Below are 17,047 nucleotides of genomic sequence, written 5' to 3'. Positions count from 1 at the left end.
GGAGAGACCGAGGTACGCGGGTGGCACGGAACGACGCACAGGCGACGCGGGGACGCGGCCGGCATCTGCTCCCGGCGGTGCTCGCCCTCATCCTCGGCGTCGCGGCGGTCGGCGCGGCGCCGCTCGCGCAGCCCTCGGCGGCGCAGGCGGCATCGGCGCAGAACTTCGATGCGGGCAACATCATCTCCGACGCGCTGTTCTACGACGGCGACGACATGTCGGCCGCCCAGATCCAGTCCTTCCTCGCGCAGCGGCTCGCCGCGACCCCCGACGGCCGGTGCACGATCGGCGACCCGGGGCGCGCGGCCTGGTCGCCCTGGGGCAGCACCTTCATCGCGAGCGTCTGCCTGAAGGACGCGACCTTCACGACCGCCTCGCGGGCGGCCAACGCGTACTGCAAGGCCTATGCGGGCGGCAGCAACCAGAGCGTCGGGCAGATCATCGCGAACGTCGGCAAGGCCTGCAGCATCAGCCCCAAGGTGCTGCTCGTGATGCTCGAGAAGGAGCAGAGCCTCGTCACCGACACCTGGCCGACCGCGCGCCAGTACGACTTCGCCATGGGCTACGACTGCCCCGACAGCGGCCCCAACAACTCGGCCAACTGCAACAGCGGCAACGGCGGCTTCCCCGCGCAGATGTACCGGGCGGCCTGGCAGCTCCAGGTCTACAAGAGCCACCCCACGAGCTACAACTACCGGCCGTTCCAGACGAACACCATCCAGTGGCACCCCAACCCCGGCTGCGGTACCTCGCAGGTGCGCATCCAGAACTGGGCGACGGCCGCGCTCTACATCTACACCCCCTACCGCCCCAATCAGGCGGCGCTGAACGCCGGCTGGGGCACGGGAGACAGCTGCTCGTCGTACGGCAACCGCAACTTCTTCCTGTTCTATCAGAGCTGGTTCGGCTCGACGCAGGTGCCCGTCCTCGGAGGCATCAAGGTCATCTACGACCGCAACGGCGGGGCGAACGGGAGCTACGGCCTGCCCCTCGGGGCGCGCAGCTGGGTCTCCCAGAACGGCGGCGGCTGGCAGCAGCGATTCGAGGGCGGCCTCATCACGGAGTCCCGCGCGCTGAACCGCACCTTCGGGCTGCCGAACGGCGCCTTCCTCACCGCGTACCGGGCGATCGGCGGCCCGGCGAGCGACTGGGGCTTCGTCCGGGGCAACGCCACGGGCACGGTCGCGAACGGCACCCGTGCGCTGAACTTCCAGCACGGCACGACCATCTACACGCAGGCGCTCGGCGCGAAGTACATGCCGAGCCGCATCCACCACTTCTGGAAGCTCGGCGGGGGCGCCACGGGGCCGCTCGGCTACCCGGTCGGCGCGGCGACGCAGCCCACGAGCACCTCGGGCATGCAGAAGTTCGAGCGCGGCACCCTGATGGTCTCGGGCAGCCGCAGCGCCGTCGTCACCCCGACGCAGCTCTCGCAGTGGACGAAGCTCGGCGGCCACGCGAAGCTCGGCTACTACACGAGCACGATGAAGGGCGGCGACACCTTCCCGCGCCGCGCCACCGAACGCGGCGTCGTCTACTTCGTGCCGGGCGGCAGCTTCATGATCGCCACGGGCGAGTTCTCGAAGGCCTACGCGGCCTCCGGCGGGCCGAGCGGCCCGTGGGGCATGCCCGCCAAGGCGAAGCGCGCGCTCGCGGGCGGCGGCAGCATGATCACCTTCGCGAACGGCGTCGCCGTGCATTCGAAGGCGACCGGGGTCGTGTTCATGACGCGGTCGGCATACGACGACTGGATCGCCCGCGGCGGGCCGAGCGGCGCCCTCGGCTACCCCACACGGTCCACGCAACTCACCGCCGGCGGCAGCGTCCAGGTCTACGCCGGCGCGACCTTCTACTACGGTCCGGAGAAGACCGTGAAGCTCGCCAACGGCCAGTTCACGGCCGCCTACGCGGCAGCGGGCGGACCCGCCGGCTCATGGGGCTGGCCGACCACCGGCAAGCGCACCTTCGCCGACGGCTCGAGCACGGTCGGCTTCGCGCACGGCACGGCGAAGCACGTTCCCGGGAAGGGCGTGACGTTCACGCCCTCCGTGCCGGCGGGCGACCCGCCCGACCCGGTCGAGGATCCGGGCGACGGCGTCGACGGCAGCGCCGAGGGCGGTGCCGACGGGACCACCGAGGGGGCCGCCGAGGGCGGTGCCGACGGGACGACCGAGGGGGCCGCTGCAGGCGGTGCCGACGGTGCGGCCGACGCTGACGGTCAGGGCGGCGCCGCAGCCGATGCGGGAGCCGACGGCCGTGCGAGCGCTGAGGGGGCGGACGCCTCGGCCGCCGGATCCACGTCGTCCGACGGCAGCGCGGTCTCCGCGACGAACGGCGCGCTCCCGGCGCCCTCGGCGGACTGATCGCGGCGTCGCGGGCGGCCCCGCTCGCCGCGACGCCCGCGACGGCTCAGCCCCTGCGCAGGCGCCGGCCGAACCGCCCGAGCGCGTCGGCGACGCGGGCCGACTTGCGGTTCTCGCTCCGGGTGGCTCGCTGCTCGAGCTCGGTCGCGCGGCCCTGCAGTTCGGCGATGCGCTGACGCAGCTCGTGCTCGCGGCCGCGGAGCCGATTCTCGCGCGCGTCCGCCCGCGCCCGGAGGGCGCGCAGATCCTGCTGCGCGCGCTGCAGCCAGACTGCCTCCTGGGTGAAGCGGTCGAAGAGCGGTGTGAGCAGTTCGACCTCGCGCGACCATTCGCCCTCGGGCACGTAGCTCTCGATCTCCGGGATGTCTCCCGGGCTCCGCCACGCGCCCGTGCGCGCGCCCGCCACGATGGCGTCCCACCAGGACTCCTGATAGCTCGACGAGACCTGTTGTGCCCGCTCGAGATGCCGGCGCAGCGCCTCGCCCCCGGAGAGCAGCTCGGAGCAGGCATCCGCGGCCAGCCGCCACTCGGTCACCGGCACGACGCAGCGCTCCAGCCCGACGTTGCCGAGCGAGCCGCGCATGCGCACCGAGGAGTAGTAGGAGAGCGAGATGCTCGCCGTGGGCGTGAGCACCTGGGGACCGAAGACCGTCGGGTGGTAGCGCGTGGAGAGCGAGAGCAGGGACCGCCGCGTGATCTCGACCGCCACGCGGGCCATGAGCATGGGCATGGCGCGCAGGCGGCCCGTGCGCGATGCCGCGACGATCGCGTCGTGCCCCTCGCAGTCCTTCTTGACGATGCCCGGCTCGAAGGTGCCGTTGTGCGGAACGAGCACGACGTCGACGTCGTGGCGCTCGACGAGCTCGTCGAGCAGCTCGGCGGCCTGCCGCCGGTACTCGGACACCCCGAGCGCGGTGGTGCCCGGATGATCCGTGAAGCTCGCGATGATGAAGCGCTCGGGGAGGCCGAGCGCGTCGACTTCGGCGCGCACCGCGTCGTCGATCGACAGCAGTGCGGCGTCGTCGAGGGTGTGCACCACCTTCTCGGGGTCGTCGGTCAGCGTCCGCAGGTATGCGTACGTCGTCGCCTCACGCGCGCCGAAGCAGACGGCGTAGTCCAGGATCTCCTGCACCATCGCGCGATCGACGGGCCGCAGCGACGGGCCGACCGTCTGGCTCGTCACGAAGAGCGGCGTGCCGAAGTGCTTCGCGATCCGGGTGAAGGCGAGGCGCTCGTAGAGGTGCTGGATGTGGGAGGAGTTCATGTTGCCGCCGCCGGCGATCACGGCGAAGTCCGCGTCGGCGATCGCGGCGTAGATCCCCTCGTGCGGGGCCTCGCCGCGCTCGAGCCGCTCGGTGAGCCGCGCCAGCACCCGTTCGTCCTTCTCCCGCCCCCAGGAGCGGAGGAAGCCGATGCGCTTGACGGTCGCGACGCCGTACATCCGCTCGGTCACCTCGGGATGGCCGGCGACCACGGTGATGTCGGTCACCCCGCGCCGCTGCAGCAGCCCGACCGCGGCCTCGGTCATGGCCTCGTCGCCGAGATGGTACAGGCTCCGCCAGCCGACGTCGCCGATCACTACGCACTTCATGTCCGCCCCGTTCATGCATCGCCCCGCGGTGCGAACACCGCGTCGACGAGTCGTTCGGCCGCACGGCCGTCTTCCAGTTCCATATAGGTCCGCAGGAAGCGCTGCCGCGCCTGCTCGAAGTCGCGCGCGACCTCCCCCGACCGCCTGATGCCCGCGACGAGGTCGGCATGGCTGCGCACGTGCGGTCCCGGCGAGGTGTCCGCGTAGGGCGCGAAACTCTCCCGGCCGTCGAAGTACCGCTCGAGGTCGGGGACGAAGTAGAACGTCGGCTTGCCCGTGAGGGCGTAGTCGAATCGCAGCGAGGAGTAGTCGAGCACTCCGACATCGGAGGCGAGGATCAGGTGGTTGATGTCGGGGTAGTCGGTCACGTTGATGAACGCGCTCGAGTGCTCCGTGCCCACGCGGGCGTTGAACGGGTGGCCGCGCAGCAGGAAGACGTAGCCCGGGCCGAGGTCGCGCAGCAGCCGCTCGGGGTCCAGGAAGTCGACCATCTCCGCCGTCATGTCGTCCACAGACAGGTAGTCGCGGAAGGTCGGTGCGTACAGGATCGCGGTGACCCCCGGCGCGATGCCGAGCTTCCTGCGGGTCTCCTCCCGAAGCTCGGACGCGCGCTCGTCGAGCAGGGCGTCGTTGCGCGGGTATCCGATCTCGAGCACCTCGGTCGCCGCATCGTCGTCCGGCCGGAAGAACTCGCGCAGGAAGGGCGTCGCGTACGCCGCCGGCGAGACGAGGTAGTCCCACTCCTCGGCGCGGCGGAAGAAGGACTCCTGGCGCTCGGCCGTGAAGCCGAGCTTCTCCCACCAGCGCCGTCCGTTCATCTTGAAGGGGTAGCCGTGGAACGTCTCGATGAGCACCTGGCCCTCGGGCTTGCGGTACCAGAACGGCTGGTGCACGTTGACCATCACGTAGTCCGCGGTGCCGAATGCCTCGTAGTACTCCCGGCTCTCCTCGAGCACGACCCGGGCACCATCCGGGGTCCAGACGGAGTGGTCCCTGACGGCCCAGATGAGGTCGAGATCGCTCCCCCGCCGCTGGAGCTCGCGGTGCACCGCGAGCGCCGAGTCGTTCGCCGCCTCGCCGTACAGGTTGCGGAAGAGGACGGAGCGGGGGCCCGAGGGGCGCAGCGTCGCGAACCAGTCGCGCAGGCGCCAGCGGTCCCCGCCGCCCTGCTCCTCGTCGCGCAGCGGCGGTTTGATCTCCAGGCTGAGGAGCCCGCCGCCGGTCTTGCGCACGCTGACGCGCGCCTGCGCGTGGTCCGCGTCGATCGGCAGTCGCGCGACGAGCTCGGCGGAGAGGTACAGCGGGATCTCATCGCCGCCGGAGGTGAGGCCGACGACGGCGCAGCGCCCGGAGCGCAGCATCACCTCGCCGAGCCCCCAGGGGTCCTGATGCAGCTCGATCTCGACGCGGGCGCCGCCGTCGCCGCGGACGACCCGCCCCGCGATCTCGGTCGAGGCGATCTGCACGCGGACGGACTCCACGGGCGCGGCGAGGTGCCGATCGCGGATGCGGAGGGCGATGGCGTCGTCCTCGAGCGCGAACTCCGTGACGAGCGCCGCCGCCGCGAGATCGACGATCATCGTGCTGCCCGAGCGCTCGTCCCGGCCGTGCGGCCGGGGCGTCACGTAGACCCTGCGGTCGCCGCGCAGCTCCGCCGACGGCTCGCAGACCACGTCCAGCGGCGCGCGCTCGGCGCCGAGCGCCAGCAGTTCGTACTCCGCCGCGCCGACGTCGGAGCGGGGGCGGCCGGGCAGGGAGAGCCGGCCCGTCCAGCGGTCGCCGGCGCCCCTGACGAGCGCGCCGCGCGCGCGGTGCAGACCGAAGCGGTCGCCGCGCCGCACGAGCACGACCTCGGAGAGGGCGTGCGCGCTCCGCAGCTCGAGTGAGACGTCGCCGCCGTCCGCCGTCGACGCCAGCAGCCGCACCTCCGGCTCGCGCACCGCGATCCACGCCTCGTTCTCGGCATCGCTCTCCATCGCCGCGTAGCGTCCCTCGCCCACGGGTGCGGGCACGGCGAAGGTGGTGCGCCAGTCGACCCGGAGCCCGCCGCTGCGCCGCAGCTCGCCGCAGCGCATCTCGAACTCGAACCGGTGCTCGCCGATCTCGTCGAGGAGCGCGGAGGGCACCTGCGCCACGACGCCGCAGACGGACATGTCGGCGTAGCGCCTGGTGTGGCCGAGCGCCGCCCAGGCGTCCGTGCGCCGGCTCGCCTCGAGCCGCGTGCGGCGCCCCGAGGGCGCGACGAGGAAGGCCTCGAGCTCGGTCTCCTCGACGTCCATGCGCAGGCGGTCGATGTACACGAGCGCCTCGAGGGCGAAGCTCTCCGGCCCCGGCCGCAGGAAGCGCGCGGCGGCGCGGAGGGAGGTCTCCTCGGTGCTGTAGAGGAAGGCCCGCTCCGGCAGCACGGCCGCGAGCTCCTCCTGGAGCGGCAGCCGGGCGACGATGCGCTGGCCCTGCACGGCGCCGGCGAAGTGGTCCCGCTCCCAGCCGCCGGCTTCCAGGAAGCGCAGCGCGAGCTCGCGCTCGTCGCGCACACTGAGCCCGATCATCACCTTCTTGCGCGCATCGACGTCGCGCCACATGCCGTCGTCCGCGTTGTCCGTGAGGAGCGAGAGGAACGTCCTGAACTGCTCCCAGGCCGCCTCGTCCATCTGCCTGATGTTCGGCAGGAACTCCCCGAGGTTGTTGTTCATGATCTGCAGCACGCGTTCGCGCACCGCGTCCTCGTGCCCGAAACGGCGCAGCTCGGCGATGGAGTCGCGCACCGCGACCGCGTGATCGGCGATGTTGCGGGCCGTCGTGACCTGCTGACTGATGGAGGACTGGTCGCCGCGGATCCGCCAGTTGAGGCTCACGCGGGAGAGCACATCGAAGCGCCGCGCCGCCGCGTAGGCCGCCATCGACAGCGCCTGATCCTCGTAGAGCAGCCCCACGGGGAACGCGAAGCCGTGCGCGTCCCAGAAGCTCCTCCGGTACACCTTGCTCCACGCGACCGCGTTGACCATGATGTCGGGGAACTCGTCGAGCGTGGTGCCGAGTCGGTCGACGCTGTGCGCGCTGCGGATCCACGGAGCCGCGGGCGGGAAGCCGCCGTTCTTCTCGCGGCGGTAGGGCATCACCGCGAAGTCGGAGCCCGAATCCGCGAGGGCCTCCATGGCGTCGGAGTAGGCGTGGCGGTCGACGAAGTCGTCGCTGTCGAGGAACGCGAGGAACTCGCCGCGGGCGTGCGCGACGCCCGTGTTGCGCGCGGCGCTCAGGCCGCCGTTGGCCTGGCGCACGATCTGCACGCGGGGATCGCGCCGCGCATAGCGGCGCGCGATCGCGTAGCTGCCGTCGGGCGAGCCGTCGTCGACCACGACGATCTGCACGCGGCCGTAGTTCTGCTTCAGCAGCGACTCGAGGCACTCGCCGATGTACCGCTCGACGCCGTACATCGGCACGACGATGCTGAGCATCCCCGGGACGCGTGCCGAGGACACGGCCATCCGCGCGCGGTTCGCGGCGCCCAGCGCGAGCCGCCCCGCGGCGCGCACCCGTTCACGCGCGGGGAGCAGGCCGGGGCTCCCGAGGAAGTCGATGACGGTCGAGCGAAGGGTCATGCGTGGTCTCCGATGGGCGAACGGGTGGGATCTGGTACGGCGCGGCGGATCAGGAGCTCCGCCCCGCGCCGCGGATCCGGCGTGCGGCGCGACGGATGATCGAGTGCTCCGGGATCCAGGCGAAGCGCCGGGTCGTCAGGCGGCGCAGCTCCTCCAGCTCTGCGGCGAGGCGCTCCTGCGCCGTCTCGAGCTGCGCGGCGCTCCGCTGCAGCTCGGCGAAGCGCCGCTCGGCATCCCGCGTCTCCGTGCGCGCGCGGTCGATCTCCTTGCGGAGCACCCGCGGCGTCGGCTCCCAGTTCGCGTGATCGCGGCGCGGCACGAAGGGCGGCTCGAAGCGGCCCTCGAGGCGGTACTGGTCCGTGTCGATCCCCTGCCACAGCCAGTGCAGGCGCCCGATCACCGCGTCCATGCCGTCGGCGTGGAGGCTGCGCACGGCGCCGCCGTAGGAGATCTCCGCGAGCTCCTGCGCGTAGCCGGGGTTCTCGTTCCCCGGCGCGTGGATGTGGTCGAGCCCGTTCGCCGCGAGGAAGGCGGTGTACCGCTCGAGGTTCTCCCGCTGCACCGCGTGGAACCCCGTGTAGTCCGCGTCCTCGTAGAGCGCCTCCGCCCGGATCTCCTCCGCGGTCTCCGGGAGCTTGACGACGGGGATCCGATGGTACTCGGCGAGCTCGAGGGTGCGGGAGTCGTGCGAGACGACGACGGCGGGCGTGCCGGCCGTCAGGGCCGCGATGTTGCCGTGGATCCGGCCACCGAAGGAGAAGTCGCGCTCCGCGAGGTACGCGCGCCAGGGGGCCGGGTCGAGGAAGAGGCGCAGCCGGTCCTCGCGGTAGACGGGATGGTCGACCGTGCGCGGGAAGTGGTGGGAGATGCCGCCCTCGACCGGCTCGCCCCACATCAGCAGCGCGAGTTCGCGGTGCTCCTGCTGCACGTAGTGCAGGTCGGGGAAGCGCTGGCGGTGCAGCGCGAAGGCGCGCCCGAAGACGTCGACGCTCGGCACCGCGTTGAAGGCGAGCGCCGAACCGGCGGTCAGCGCCGGGACGCGCTTCTCGATCCGGTACTCGGATTCCTCGAAGAGCGACGGGCAGCCGATCACCTCGACGTGCTCCGCGCCGAAGCCGAGCGACTCCAGGTAGCCGCGCGTGAACTCGCCGCGTACGCCGACCTTCGCGGAGCGCGCGAGCACGGCGCGCATGAACCGCACGACCGAGTCGTGCATCGATGCCGGCAGATCCTCGAAGCCCTCGCCGCTCGTGCGGGCGAGCTGCGCGCCGACGCCGATGACGGTCACGGGGATGTCGAGCCGTTCGATGACGGCGCTCAGCCGATCGAGCACGGGGATGAAGGAGGGGCGGAAGGCGTTCGCGAGCGGGATCGCGAAGTGATCGAACTCGTCGTTGATCCGCGCGATGTGCGCCGCGTCGACCGTCGCCTTGTCGGTGGTGAGCGCATCGGCCACGAGCGAGTGCTGCGGCACGTTCAGGGTCCGGTAGACGGCGTTCGAGAACAGCAGATTGCCGACGTTCGCTCCGAAGACGCCGTTGCGGCTGCGCTGGAACGCCGCCTCCGGGCTCAGCACGTCCTCGGGGCGCTTGCCCGCGCGGATCAGGATCTTCATCGTCGTCTCCCGTGACGCGGCTACAGCCGCACGTTGATCGTCTGTCCGGTGGCCGTCGAGCAGATCGTCCGCAGCGTCGCCTCCGCCACGGCATCGGCGCTCAGGAGCGAGCCCTCGGGCTCCTGCCCGAAGGCCTGCGTGCGCATCGGCGTGGCGGTGCGCTGCGGGTTGATCGCGTTCACTCGCACGCCGCGCGGGGCCCACTCCTCCGCGAGCGCCTGCGTCAGATTGACGATGCCGGCCTTGGTCGCCGAGTACATGCTGTAGCCGGCGCGGCCGCGGGTGTACGAACTGGAGGTGAAGAAGGTGAGCGAGCCGCGCGACTCGCTGAGCTTCTCGAAGCCCTCCTTCGCGATGAGCGCGGGGGCGACGAGGTTCGTGTTGACGGTCTGCAGGATCTCGTCGCTCGCGGCCTCGACGAGGTCGGAGATGCGGAGCACCCCGGCGGTCACCACGATGTGATCGATCCGACCCTCCTCGGCGTAGATCTCGTCGAGGGCGCGCCGCACCGTCTCGCGGTCCGTGACGTCGGTGCCGGTCTCGGAGCGGCTGAGGCCGTGCATGCGGGCGCCGGCCGCGCGGCCGAGCTCCACGATGCTCTCGCCGATCCCGTAGCTCGCGCCGAAGACGACGACGACGCGATCGCGCATCGCGGAGAGCTGGTCCTCGAGCGCGACGGCGGGGGTGGTCTGCAGCTGGAAGATCTTGTCGGCGATGTGCACGTCGATGGGGTCGGTCACCTTCATGTTCTCCGGCGTGCCGTCGACGACCTTGATGCGCACCTCCGGCAGGTAGGTGAACACGACGCCGCAGTCGTCCGTCGCGGAGAAGTCGGGATCGTCCGCCGCGGCGGCGTAGGCGCGGCGGAGCACCTCGGCCCGGAACGCCTGTGGCGTCTGCCCGCGGCGCAGCTCCGCGCGCCGCGGGATCGCGGCGATGCAGTCGTCCTCGTCGACCTGGATGATCGTGTCGGCGGACGGGATCGCGGTGTCGACGGCGTCGAACTCGTCGAGCGCGCGCACGCAGTCCTCGATGATGCGGGCGTCGATGAAGGGCCGCACGGCGTCGTGGAAGAGCACGCGCGGATCGCCCTCGATGGCGGCGAGCGCGAGCTGCGTCGTCTCGTTGCGGGTGCCGCCTCCCGGCAGGATCCCGGTGAGCTTCGTGCCGGGGCGGTCGCGCAAATAGTCGAGCTCGGAGATCGTGTCCGCGTTCATCATGATGATGATCTCGTCGATCAGCGGGCTCGCCTCACAGGCCTCGAGCGTGTGCTCCACGATGGGCTTGCCCGCGATCTTCAGCAGCTGCTTGGGGATGCCCATGCCGACCCTGGCTCCGATGCCGCCCGCCAGGAGCACCATGATCGTCTTCTCAGTTGCCACGCGTTTCCTTCACACAGTTCCGCGCAGGCCGGATGACCCCGGAAGGGCTGCCCGCGCGCGATGGTCCGTCCTCGAGTCTAAACCACGCCGTTCAGCCGAACGTGAGTAGGCTGGTCTGTCAATGGCCGCCCGTGCGCGGCGGAGTGGAGCGGTGTGAGGGTAACGCGCGACGGGATCGATCCGTCCCGGGCTGACGCCGGACGGACGGTGCACCTCGAGATCGACGGCCGGCGCGTCTGGTCGGTCTCGATTCCGGATGCCCTGCTCGTGCCCTGGCCCGACGCCCTCCGGCAGCGGCTGCGCGGCAGCGCCGCCTGCCGCGTCGTCGACGCGGCAGGCGGCGCCGAGCTCTGGAGCGGCCGCGTCGTCTGGGGCGGTGACGGCGCGCCGGAGCTCGTCGATCCCGCCGGCCGGCCGCTCGCCCTCAACAAGTGGGGCCTCATGCGGCCCTCCTTCGAACGCGACGGGCGGATCCGCGAGCGCGTGGCCGCGTTCGCCGCGGAGATCCTCGGGGTGCTGCAGGAGGAGGGCTTCATCGCCTTCATCGTCGGTGGCACGCTCCTCGGCGCCGAGCGCTCGGGCGAGATCCTCCCCCACGACGACGACGCCGATCTCGCCTACCTCAGCCCGCACGAGCACCCGTCCGACCTCGTCGTCGAGAACGAGGGGCTCCGCGAGCTGCTCGTCGCCCGCGGGTACCGCGTCCGCCGGCACAGCTGGGCGCACCTGCAGATCCTCACCGGCGAGGAGGCCGACGTCGAGTACTACGTCGACATCTTCACGGCGTTCTACCGGGACGGGCTGTTCCACGAGCCGATCCACGTGCGCGCCCCCGGCATGGAGCACGCCATCCTGCCCCTCGGCGAGCGCGAGCTGCACGGCCGAGCCTTCCCCGCACCGCGCGACCCCGACGCCTGGCTGAGCGCGTGCTACGGGCCCGAGTGGCGCACCCCGGACCCGACGTTCTCCTTCGACACCCCGCTCCCCACGCGACGGCGCTTCGACGCCTGGTTCGGCAGCTACAACCTCGGCCGCAACCCCTGGGAGGAGCGCTACGGCGAGGGGGGCGGCGGTCACGAGAGCGCGCTGATCAGGCCGCACGTGCGGGCCGCGGGCGACGCGGTCGTCGACCTCGGCTCCGGCGGTGGGGAGGATCTCGCGGCCTACCGCGCCGCGGGACTCCGCGCGGCCGGTGCGGACTACGCCCGCAACGCGCCCGCGGTGCGCGAGGGTGCGGCGCTCGTGAATCTCGTGGACTACGTTGAGGCGACCCGCTTCCTGACGGCGTCGCTGCGCGGGCTCGGATCCGCGGCCCGCCCGGTGATCGCCGCCAACCACCTGCTGGCGTGTCAGGACCCGCGCGGCCGGGAGACCGTCCTCGGCCTCATCGCCCTGGCGCTGCGCCACGGCGCCCGGGCGTTCTCGGCCGACTACGAGGAGCTCGGCGCGTACGCGTTCACGGCTCCCCGCACCTGGCACCTCGAGGAGCGCGTCCTCGCGGCCGAGGCCGCGGCCGTCGGCCTCGCGTGCACGACGATCGAGCGCGGCGCACGCGCAGACGAGGACGGGGTGCTGCGCAGCATCGCCGTCACTGAGTTCCAGCTCGCCGCGGCGAGCGGAGAGTGAGGATCCCGATGGGAAGAGTACGCGCACTGCTCGGCCGGACCCGCCGCCGGCTGCTGGGACTGGAGTCCCTCGCCGGAGAGGTGGCCGATCTGCGCGAGGCGGTCGAAGCGCAGGACCGGCGCATCGCCGAGCTCGAGCGCGAGATCGTCGAGGTCCGCTCGGACAGCCGGCGCATCGCCGAGCTGCGGATCCTCGTGGAGGACGCGCTCCTGCGCACCGCGGTGCCGGACGATCCGGATCAGCCGCCGGTCTCCAGCCGGTAGAGGAAGGCGGCCATCGCCGCCCGCGAGACGGAACCGCTCGCCCCGAATCGGGGCTTGCCCGTCGGCTGCGCCGTGCCCGTCGCGAGCCCCGCGTCGTGCATCCACGCGATCTCCGTGTAGAAGCGATCCTCCGGCCGCACGTCGGCGAACGGGGAGACGCTCGGCGGGGTGAAGCCCTGCGGAGCCTCGAGCCGGTACAGGAACGCCGCCATCGCTCCGCGCGTGACGGGGGCGTCGGGTCCGTAGACCGCGCCGGCCGCGGTGGGCGTGCCCGTCGACAGCCCGGCATCGTGCATCCACGCGATCTCGCGGGAGAAGCGGTGCGTCGTCGGCACGTCGACGAAGGGCGACCGTGCGGGCGGGCGGTAATCCTGCATGGCGGCCATGCGGAAGAGGAAGGCCGCCATGGCGGAGCGGGAGACCTCCGCCGCCGGGCGGTAGACGGGCGTGCCGGACGGCTGCGGCGTGCCCGTGGAGAGGCCCGAGGTCGACATCCACGCGATCTCGCGGTAGAAGCGGTGCGTCGTCGGCACATCCGCGAACGGGGTCGAGGCGGGGAGCGCCGGCACTCCTGCCACCTTCACGACCGCGGAGACGCGGGAGGCCGTCGTGTACCCGCGCTTCGTCCCCGTGACCGTCACGGTGATCCGATGTCCGACGTCCGCGTCGGTGACGCGGTACGCGGCCGACGTCGCACCGCCGATGGGTGCGCCGTTGCGATGCCAGCGGTACGCCAGCGACACGGTACCGGGGCCCCACGTCCCGGCGCGCGCCTGGAGCGTCGACCCGGGCGCCGCCGTTCCCGAGACGGTGGGGACGACGGGCGTCAGCAGGCCGGGCGCGACCGTGTATGCGGTCGAGCGCCGGCTCACCGGCGCGTAGCCCGGCTTCGTCCCCGTGGTCCGGATCGAGATCCTCGTCCCGAGATCCTCGGGGGTGAGGGTGTAACTGCGGGCGGTCTTCCCCGCGATCGCCTCGCCATCCCTGAGCCACTGGGAGGAGAGGGAGACCGGGCTCGGCTGCCAGCTGCCGAGGGCGGCCGTCAGCCGCTCGCCGACGCGCACCTGGCCCGAGACCGTCGGGGCCGGGGTGCGGATCAGGGTCTGCACGCCGATGGCGCGCGGATGCGCCGCGACGCGCCAGCCGGTGGCGGAGTACCCCATGGCCTGCAGTTGCAGGCTCGCGCCGCCGAAGCCGGATCCCGTGCTCAGCGCGACCCGCAGACCGCTGTTGCCGAAGGCGGCGATATCGGCCCGGCCGTCGCCGTTCACATCCGTCACCATTCGCGGCTGCCGGTCCGATCGCCAGGACGCGGCGCCGAAGGCGTCGCTCCATCGCGTCGGCGCGGCGAAGCCCGATCCCGTGCTCAGGGCGACCGTCACGCCCGACGCGCCGAAGCCGACGACGTCCGCACGACCGTCGCCGTCGACGTCCGCGAGCGTCCGCGGGTTCTCCCCGACGGTCCACCCGCTCGCCGTGCCGAAGCCCGCGCGCCAGCGCGTCATCGCGCCGAGGCCGGAGCCGGTGTTCAGCGCGACGTAGACGCCGTCCGAGGCGAAGCCGACGACGTCGGGCCGACCGTCGCCGTTCGCATCGGCGATCGTGCGCGGGTGGTGCGCGGGGCCCCAGCCGGAGGTGGTGGCGTAGCCCGGGGACCACAGGCGCGCACCGCCGAAACCGCTGCCAGTGCTCAGCGCGACGTACACCCCGCTCTTGCCGATGCCGACCACGTCGGCGCGGCCGTCGCCGTTCATGTCGACGAGCCAGCGCGGCGTCGCATCGACGGTCCATCCGGTCGCCGTGCTGAAGCCGGAGTACCACTTCGCCGGGGCGGCGAAGCCCGAGCCGGTGCCGGTCGCCACGTAGACCCCGTCCGAGGCGAAGCCGACGACGTCGGGCAGGCCATCGCCGGTGACGTCCGCGAGCGTGCGCGGGTGGAACTTCACCGACCAGCCGCTCGCGGCCCCGAATCCGCTGCTCCAGCGCTGCGACGCGGCGAACCCCGAGCCGGTGCTCAGCGCGACGTGCACGCCGTCCTCCGCGAAGCCGACCACGTCGGAGCGGCCGTCGCCGTTCACGTCGACGAGGGTGCGCGGATGCGCGAAGACGCTCCAGCCGTTGCCGGTGCCGAAGCCGGGGGTCCAGGTCTTCGCCGGCCCCATCCCGGTCTTCGTGCGCAGGGAGACCTGCACGCCGCTCGGCGCGAAGCCGACGGCGTCGGGGAGGCCGTCGCCGTTCACGTCCGAGTTCCACGGCAGCATCTGCTGCGTGTCGTCGATGCCGTCGCCGTCGGAGTCCGTCATGAGAACGACCGTCGCCGAGGAGACCGCGCTGCTCGGCCGGTAGCGGGGCCGCTGGGCCGACACCTCGACGGAGATCGCGGCGCCGACGTCGGCGAGCACGGGGCGGTACGTCGCGCCCGTCGCCCCCGCGATCGCGGCGCCGTCGCGGAACCAGCGGTACGCGTAGCCCGACGGGGCCGGCGACCATCCCGATCCCGATGCCCGCAGCTCGCCGCCCACCATCGGGATCCCGCTGATCGAGGCGGCGCCGGTCTTCGTGAACCTGGCGCCCATGTCCGCGATGTGGATGTAGCCCTGGAACGCGCCGGGGGCGACGGTGCGGGTGCTGTAGGCGCCGGCCCAGCCGGCGTTGTACTCCTCGATGACCACGTTGCCGTTGTCGAGCACGTCGGCGACCCAGGCGACGTGGCCGAACGCCGAGGCGCCGCTGTAGTAGGGGCCCGACCACGCGACCGCGCCGATCTCCGGGGTGGTGTCGACGCGGATGCCGACGCTCCGCGCCGAGTCCGCCCACTGGCCGGCGTCGCCCCAGCGCACGAGCCCGAGGTACTGGTTCGAGAAGGGGATGCCGTTCGCGGAGTTCAGGCGCCACGCGACGAAGGAGGTGCACTGCCGGTAGGCGAAGTTCCACTCGTCCCAGATGCGGTCGTCGACGTACGGCCACGGCAGATTCCTGTACCTCGCCGGATAGTCGTCGCCGCGCAGCGCCGTCGCCGCCTGGGCGAATGCGCGCATCTCGGCGAGCTCGCGGCCGTCGGCGGGCCTGGCCGTCTCGGGCCCGGGCGAATTCGAGGCCAGGCCGCCGTTCGGCCCCCGCGGGCCGTCCGGCTCCGCGTCGGGCGCGTCCGGAGCGCCCGGATCGGGCGCCTCCGGTGCGCCGTCGGCGGCGGCCGATCCCGCGGCGGTACCCGCGGCCGAGGCATCGGACGGCCCGCCGGCGTCTGCGCTCGCGCCGGCATCCGCGCCGGCGGAACCCGAGGCGTCACCGCCCGCCGCGCCGTTCGCACCGGCAGCGGCGGACGCGTTCGCGGTGCCCGAGGCGTCGGCGTCCGCCCCCGCATCGGCGCCCCCGGCGGCGTCCCCATCAGCGGCGGCACCGGGACTCCCCGAGGCGTCTCCTCCGGCATCGATCGCCTCGACGGCCTCGACGGCGAGGACGGTGTCGACGGCGAGGGCGAGGGCGGCCGTGTCGGACGCGGGCGCATCCTCGGCGACCATGGGCGCGTCGGACGCGGCCGTGTCGGGCACAGATGCGTCGGACACTGGCGCGCCCACGGCGTGCGCGGGCGGCGCGGGGGCCGGGGCGCCGAGGCCCACGGCCGCGACGAGCACGAGCGCCGTCACTCGCGCGGCGGTGATCATCGGCCCTCCGGCGACGACGCGGGCGGCGCGTCCGGGGCGCCGGATACGCCCGACGCCGGCGGGGCGACCGGGGCGGCGGCGCGATCACCCGGCATCCCGCCGCCGATGAGCCGGCGGAACAGTACGCGCTTCACTCCCGCGGGGAGCAGCCGGTAGAGGCCCTTCATCGTGACGTTGCGGAGGTACTCGGCGCGGGTCACGAAGCCCATCCGCAGCAGCTCGCGCTGGAGGCGCCACTCCGTCCTCGCCTCGGCCCACCCGCCGCGGCGAGCGAAGGCGCCGGCGCCCACGCGGTAGCGCACGAGCGGTTCGGGGAGGTTCTCGACCCGGGCACCGGCGTCGATGAGGCGGATCCCGAGCCAGTAGTCCTCCATCTTGCCGAAGGGCTCGTAGCGGCCGACCCGCTCGAGGGCGGCCGTGCGGTACATCATCGTCGGATGGTTGAAGGGGTTGTGCGTGCGTGCGTGCTGCCGGATCCGCTCCGCGCCGACCGGGGGCACGCGGCGGCCGACCGGCCGCTCCGGATCCTGCTCGAACTCCACCATGCCGGTGCCGACGAGGTCGTACCCCTGAGCGATGAGCTCCCACTGCCGGGCGAAGCGCTCGGGCTCGGAGACGTCGTCGGCGTCCATTCGGGCCACCACGGGGAAGCGGCACGCGTCGAGTCCGCGGTTGAGGGCGACCGTGAGGCCGCGGTTCTCCGGCAGCACCACGACGACGACGGGGACCGGGCTCTCCCGCTCGATCCGCGCGAGCTCCGCGGCGAGCGCGTCGGGGACCGGACCGTCCTGCACGACGACCGCCTCGGCGGGGCGGAGCGTCTGGCGGTCGACCGAGCTCTCGAAGGCGAGGCGGAGGAAGTCGGGATGGTCGCCCGCGTACACCGGCAGGAGCAGGGAGAACTCCGCCTGGCGGGATGCGGGTGCGGGATCGGCCATAGTGC

General features: G+C 72.8%; 9 protein-coding genes. 3 read left to right on the top strand and 6 right to left on the bottom strand.

Features of this window, described 5'->3' with window-relative positions:
- The first annotated feature begins 20 nt into the window (after positions 1-20).
- On the top strand, positions 21-2,363 hold the full coding sequence (locus MUN78_RS02270; RefSeq protein ID WP_244728516.1) for an LGFP repeat-containing protein: 2,343 nt from the start codon (positions 21-23) through the stop codon (positions 2,361-2,363).
- 46 nt (positions 2,364-2,409) lie between these two features.
- Here the strand turns inward: MUN78_RS02270 and MUN78_RS02265 are convergent, their stop codons facing one another.
- From MUN78_RS02265 to MUN78_RS02250, 4 genes are read right to left on the bottom strand one after another with little or no spacing between them, the layout of a single operon-like run.
- Positions 2,410-3,954: a polysaccharide pyruvyl transferase family protein gene (locus MUN78_RS02265; protein WP_244692825.1), complete on the bottom strand. Its 1,545-nt coding sequence runs from the start codon at positions 3,952-3,954 to the stop codon at positions 2,410-2,412.
- Between the two features lie 11 nt (positions 3,955-3,965).
- Positions 3,966-7,553, bottom strand: coding sequence for a bifunctional glycosyltransferase/CDP-glycerol:glycerophosphate glycerophosphotransferase (locus MUN78_RS02260; RefSeq protein WP_244728514.1), 3,588 nt, complete (start codon positions 7,551-7,553; stop codon positions 3,966-3,968).
- 49 nt (positions 7,554-7,602) lie between these two features.
- Positions 7,603-9,168 (bottom strand): polysaccharide pyruvyl transferase family protein, encoded by a 1,566-nt coding sequence (locus tag MUN78_RS02255; protein WP_244728513.1) that lies wholly within the window; start codon positions 9,166-9,168, stop codon positions 7,603-7,605.
- A gap of 20 nt (positions 9,169-9,188) precedes the next feature.
- Complete coding sequence (locus tag MUN78_RS02250) at positions 9,189-10,550, bottom strand: bifunctional cytidylyltransferase/SDR family oxidoreductase (RefSeq protein ID WP_244728511.1); 1,362 nt, start codon at positions 10,548-10,550, stop codon at positions 9,189-9,191.
- A gap of 207 nt (positions 10,551-10,757) precedes the next feature.
- On the opposite strand from MUN78_RS02250, the gene MUN78_RS02245 reads away from it, so the two are divergent.
- Entirely contained in the window at positions 10,758-12,176 is a 1,419-nt protein-coding gene (locus MUN78_RS02245) for a LicD family protein (RefSeq protein ID WP_244728509.1), read from the top strand.
- Positions 12,177-12,184: 8 nt separating this feature from the next.
- Positions 12,185-12,439, top strand: coding sequence for a hypothetical protein (locus MUN78_RS02240; protein ID WP_244728507.1), 255 nt, complete (start codon positions 12,185-12,187; stop codon positions 12,437-12,439).
- Here MUN78_RS02240 and MUN78_RS02235 read toward each other — a convergent pair.
- Together MUN78_RS02235 and MUN78_RS02230 are read right to left on the bottom strand one after the other, a co-directional pair.
- A complete protein-coding gene (locus MUN78_RS02235) occupies positions 12,415-16,104 on the bottom strand; it encodes an FG-GAP-like repeat-containing protein (protein ID WP_244728506.1) in 3,690 nt (1,229 codons plus the stop codon). The two genes, MUN78_RS02240 and MUN78_RS02235, sit on opposite strands and share 25 nt — an antisense overlap.
- Positions 16,101-17,042, bottom strand: a complete 942-nt coding sequence (locus MUN78_RS02230; RefSeq protein ID WP_244728504.1) for a glycosyltransferase — start codon at positions 17,040-17,042, stop codon at positions 16,101-16,103. Before MUN78_RS02230 ends, MUN78_RS02235 begins: the two co-directional genes overlap by 4 nt.
- Positions 17,043-17,047: the final 5 nt, after the last annotated feature.

The organism is Leucobacter allii (genome assembly GCF_022919155.1).
Classification (GTDB): domain Bacteria; phylum Actinomycetota; class Actinomycetes; order Actinomycetales; family Microbacteriaceae; genus Leucobacter; species Leucobacter allii.
Note: the sequence above shows the minus strand (reverse complement) of the source record. Positions and strands in the feature narration are given on the sequence as shown.

Excerpts from the sequence above, each read along its gene's own strand:
- MUN78_RS02255 (WP_244728513.1), bottom strand. The coding sequence starts at position 9,168 with ATGAAGATCCTGATCCGCGCGGGCAAGCGCCCCGAGGACGTGCTGAGC.
- MUN78_RS02240 (WP_244728507.1), top strand. The coding sequence starts at position 12,185 with ATGGGAAGAGTACGCGCACTGCTCGGCCGGACCCGCCGCCGGCTGCTG.
- MUN78_RS02265 (WP_244692825.1), bottom strand. The coding sequence starts at position 3,954 with ATGAAGTGCGTAGTGATCGGCGACGTCGGCTGGCGGAGCCTGTACCAT.
- MUN78_RS02230 (WP_244728504.1), bottom strand. The coding sequence starts at position 17,042 with ATGGCCGATCCCGCACCCGCATCCCGCCAGGCGGAGTTCTCCCTGCTC.
- MUN78_RS02235 (WP_244728506.1), bottom strand. The coding sequence starts at position 16,104 with ATGATCACCGCCGCGCGAGTGACGGCGCTCGTGCTCGTCGCGGCCGTG.
- MUN78_RS02260 (WP_244728514.1), bottom strand. The coding sequence starts at position 7,553 with ATGACCCTTCGCTCGACCGTCATCGACTTCCTCGGGAGCCCCGGCCTG.